Annotated in this window: 7 protein-coding genes; all 7 read right to left on the bottom strand. The window is 44.6% G+C overall.

Annotation, left to right across the window (positions count from 1 at the left end):
* Positions 1–117 precede the first annotated feature (117 nt).
* Positions 118–429, bottom strand: a complete 312-nt coding sequence (locus ACTHUM_RS10785) for a hypothetical protein (RefSeq protein WP_440402877.1) — start codon at positions 427–429, stop codon at positions 118–120.
* A 15-nt stretch (positions 430–444) separates the two neighbouring features.
* Positions 445–687, bottom strand: coding sequence for a hypothetical protein (locus tag ACTHUM_RS10780; protein ID WP_070461278.1), 243 nt, complete (start codon positions 685–687; stop codon positions 445–447).
* Between the two features lie 236 nt (positions 688–923).
* Complete coding sequence (locus ACTHUM_RS10775; protein ID WP_070461279.1) at positions 924–1,127, bottom strand: hypothetical protein; 204 nt, start codon at positions 1,125–1,127, stop codon at positions 924–926.
* Between the two features lie 17 nt (positions 1,128–1,144).
* Positions 1,145–1,456, bottom strand: a complete 312-nt coding sequence (locus tag ACTHUM_RS10770) for a hypothetical protein (RefSeq protein ID WP_070461280.1) — start codon at positions 1,454–1,456, stop codon at positions 1,145–1,147.
* A 21-nt stretch (positions 1,457–1,477) separates the two neighbouring features.
* Complete coding sequence (locus ACTHUM_RS10765; protein WP_070461281.1) at positions 1,478–2,818, bottom strand: replication initiation factor domain-containing protein; 1,341 nt, start codon at positions 2,816–2,818, stop codon at positions 1,478–1,480.
* The gene (locus tag ACTHUM_RS10760) at positions 2,815–3,033 is read right to left on the bottom strand and encodes a hypothetical protein (protein WP_070461282.1); all 219 of its coding nucleotides are present in this window, start codon (positions 3,031–3,033) and stop codon (positions 2,815–2,817) included. The genes ACTHUM_RS10765 and ACTHUM_RS10760 overlap by 4 nt, the downstream gene beginning before the upstream one ends.
* A gap of 414 nt (positions 3,034–3,447) precedes the next feature.
* The coding region (gene rplQ, locus ACTHUM_RS10755; RefSeq protein ID WP_440402876.1) for a 50S ribosomal protein L17 at positions 3,448–3,785 on the bottom strand (338 nt) is incomplete at its 5' end.

Raw genomic sequence — 3,785 nt, 5'->3', positions numbered from 1 at the left:
AACATAATCCTAACTTTCGTAACGGTTACAGAAAGTCGGGATTATACCCTTTTTGAATATCAAAAAAATATCAGCGATGCCAAACAGACCGCGCCGAATCCGTATAAAAACCAAAAGTCAACCATCTCCACCCCCTTTATTCTCCGTAACTGATTCAATCAACCGTTTTATCATCCTGATACCGAATACAAGCACCAATAAGACTATGAACGGCGCGCCGACCAATACGCCGAATTGTATTTGTTCTGCTATGTCACATTGCGGAAAACTCAAATTGATTTTCTGCTCGTTCAAATACCAGTCTTTGCCGTTTTTGTAAGGTCGGACAAATTTGCCATCCGCCGTTACGGTAGGTAGGACTTGAGACAACACATAATCATGCGCTTCTTCGTTCGATAAAAAGCATTGCAATCCGACGCGATACCCCATGTCCTACCCTTTCAGTTATTTAGCCGTTTTAACCATGCTAAAGGCCATGCGAAAGCCTTGCATCAACACGATAACCGACAAAACGGCAGCACCAATCGCAGATACCATTACGGCAAATTTTGCAATTTCTGCAGCAGCAGTAGTACCAATACCGGACAAATCGACGCCTTCGGCAGCAGCCAGGGCGGAAGCGGTTGTCAGGGCTGTTGCAGCAATAACTTTATTGCCATATTTTTTTGCTACGTTTAAAAGTTTCATAGCGTTTTCCTTTCAATAAAGGTTTATAAAAAAGTGATGCGGTTGTTTTTAGACTGACCGCAAGTCTTTTAACCGTACAGGTACCAAACCGATACAATTAAAACCAGTAGGAAAAAAACCAACCCAACCAAACTTAATTTAAATGATAGGGGTAATTTATTTCTGTTCATAATTATTCCTTGATTGTTGCGGGCTATGTGAAGGTTTGACAGACCGCCCGCCGAGCCTGTTAACTTTTATTCTTCTCTGATATAGAAGCTGAAAACCTGAAAATGTCCGCCAATCTCTTCTAATCCGGCATTGAATGCGTCTTCATAGCTTTCATACTGTCCGGCTTCTTTCAGATTTTGGGTAAATCCGATGTCGCCAAACTGATCGGGGCAGATGAATTCATAGTTTTCCAGTTCCTGAACGATAAATTTTTGCTGATACCTGCTCATATTTCGGCCTTTCTGCCTTAGGCTTTGGGCGCCACGCCTTTCACTTCAAAATCAAGCAGCTTGGGTACTAAGCCTTTGCCGGTAGATTCCATTGAGACGGTTACATTTACGGAACAGGGGAATTTGAGGTTTTTCAGCCGATCGAAATTGTGGCTTTCGCCAAATTTCATGCTGGCAGCGGTAAAGCCTACGCTATTGCCGTTGGCGGGCATGGGGCTGGCGACAAGTACGGTACAGGTGTCGATTTTGTTGCCGTCAATCTCGCCTTTAAACTGTTTAGCGCCCAGGAGCGTGGCGGGGTATGTGGTTACTTGTACTTGATCAAACATGGTTATAGCCTTTCTTTGGTTTTATAAATATTTCCAGTCTTCTAACTGATCTGATATTTGATACTGCTCTTTGTCAAAATCGCGCTCATGCTGTTTCTGCATGTCTTGCGGATACTCGTATTGCACTGCCTGATTTAATTCAAAATCTAAGACTTCGATATTCAGGTCGTTTATGGCTTTTTGCTCTTCATGGATATAAAAAGCGCTGGCTGTGCTGCTGTCGTACTCTTCTGGCTGGAGACCTTTGGGATAGCCTTCAATGCCTTTAGTCAAATCTTTGACGATTTCTTCAGCCGACCAACCGATATCTTTTAAAAAATTGACCCATTTGCCGACTTGCTGCCTTGCGTAAAATTGTTTGTGTTCAAACGTGAGATTGACCTCTTTAACCGTTGAATCCATGCGCTTGGCTTCGCATTTGAATATCTGTTCACAGACGGGATACGCTCCGCCAAGATACGCACCGGCGTGAATCAATATGTCTAATGGTACTTCTATATCTCCGTTTCTGAACTCTGTTTCAAATCGAACCCAAGGGCTTGATTTATCGCCTAACTGCTTGCCTTTTTCATAAATCCGGGTGTATTTGGCGTTGCCGCGTTTGCCGATATAGAAGCTTTTGCCGCTGCCATCTTCGTGTCTCCAAGAAACGCCTTTACATTCGCTTTTCGGGCGGACGTTGTGGCAGTCAAAAAGGCCGTTATCGTGACCGGTTAAAGCCTGCTCGGGCGTGTACTCTCCATTGAAAAAATCATGTGCTACGTCAACCCTTGTTATTTTTGGCCGGACACACTTTTGCAGAAATTCATAAAGCCTGTTTTCCCAACCGGGTTTAGCTGCGGTGCATCCGGTGCCGTTCAACTCTACAAGTATTGTTTCTCTTTGGCCGCCGTAGTGAACTTTGCCGTACTCAACGTTTTTCGGGCCGAGCTGATAACAGGATTGATAGAAGAATTTGCCTTTGTAAGGCAGTTTGGCACTGATGCCGAAGCCTAGAATCTCTTGCAGCAGTTCGCTGTACTTTGTGAGGTACTCTGCGTCTGTTACATAGGCTTTTTGGGTTACTTTGGGTATGGATTCCTCATGTATCGTAAATGTGATCTGGTCGATGAATGCGCCGTCTTCCCTACCGCGTCTTAGCGGAATTTCTATCAAACGGCCTTTTCCGTCGGTTACGTATTGGGAAAAATATTCAAATTCGACTTGATCGGTTTTTTCGGTTTGCTCCCCACTTTGTGGATTAGGTTTTTTTTGCTCCCCCCCTATTAGCCTAGGGGGGGCATTCAACGGCGTGGCCGTTTGCGGCGCGCAAGGCGCGCCCCCACACGCCCCCGCCGTTTCTGCTCTCTCTTCGGCTCTCATGCGTCTGCCTCCCATTGGTTCAAAATAGAACGGACAGCAAGACGGCCATACTCTTCAGCCTGTTTTTCTGTTTTATATTTTTGTTTGGGATTTGTAATAGGAAATGAAACGGTTTCTACAAGCTCATCATCTTTGAAAACGCGGACGATAACGGCTCTTTGTTCTTCAAAACTGTAAAAACTATCTGAATTGACTGTATAAAATGCGATGCACATAAGAAAGCCCCTTCACTGGCTAGAGTTAAAGGGGCTTAAAGTTCTATAAGAAGTGTAAAAAATTGCGCCCCTCGATGGAGCGAAATATATAAGGGAGCTACAACCCGTTTAATCCGTACAAGGAAAAACGAATTATTGTAGCACTGCGAAATGAGAAAGGGAGCTACAACTGATAAAAGAGGCTGCCAACAATATGCCGCATTGTAGCACTGCGAAATGAGAAAGGGAGCTACAACTCTGAAGACGAAGAGGAAGCCCTTAAAGCCATTGTAGCACTGCGAAATGAGAAAGGGAGCTACAACTCTGAGACACAACATAATCAGTCGCTGTTTATTGTAGCACTGCGAAATGAGAAAGGGGCCATCCAAATAAAAAAGCACCACCTAAACAGGTAGTGCTTTCATATTAATGTGCTTATTCAGCAGAATCAGCTGCTTTATCAACCAATTCAACCAATGCCAAAGGAGCATTGTCGCCTTTACGGAAACCGTATTTCAGTACACGAACATAGCCGCCGTTACGAGCAGCAAAGCGTGGACCCAATTCGTCAAACAATTTAACTACAACATCACGATCGCGAGTGCGGTCAAAAGCCAAACGACGGTTTGCCAAAGAAGGTTTTTTGCCCAAGGTAATCAAGGGCTCAACTACGCGGCGCAATTCTTTTGCTTTAGGCAAAGTTGTCACGATGGTTTCGTGAGTCAACAAGGAATTCGCCATATTGCGCAGCATCGCAGCACGGTGGCTGCTAG

The organism is Neisseria sp. P0021.S006 (genome assembly GCF_051956895.1).
The sequence above is the reverse complement of the archived record's forward strand: the minus strand, read 5'-3'. Positions and strand labels throughout refer to the sequence as shown.

What these genes read in the sequence shown, in the direction of transcription:
- ACTHUM_RS10785 (WP_440402877.1), bottom strand. Translation starts at nt 429, where the DNA reads ATGGGGTATCGCGTCGGATTGCAATGCTTTTTATCGAACGAAGAAGCG.
- ACTHUM_RS10765 (WP_070461281.1), bottom strand. Translation starts at nt 2,818, where the DNA reads ATGAGAGCCGAAGAGAGAGCAGAAACGGCGGGGGCGTGTGGGGGCGCG.
- ACTHUM_RS10775 (WP_070461279.1), bottom strand. Translation starts at nt 1,127, where the DNA reads ATGAGCAGGTATCAGCAAAAATTTATCGTTCAGGAACTGGAAAACTAT.
- ACTHUM_RS10780 (WP_070461278.1), bottom strand. Translation starts at nt 687, where the DNA reads ATGAAACTTTTAAACGTAGCAAAAAAATATGGCAATAAAGTTATTGCT.
- ACTHUM_RS10760 (WP_070461282.1), bottom strand. Translation starts at nt 3,033, where the DNA reads ATGTGCATCGCATTTTATACAGTCAATTCAGATAGTTTTTACAGTTTT.
- ACTHUM_RS10770 (WP_070461280.1), bottom strand. Translation starts at nt 1,456, where the DNA reads ATGTTTGATCAAGTACAAGTAACCACATACCCCGCCACGCTCCTGGGC.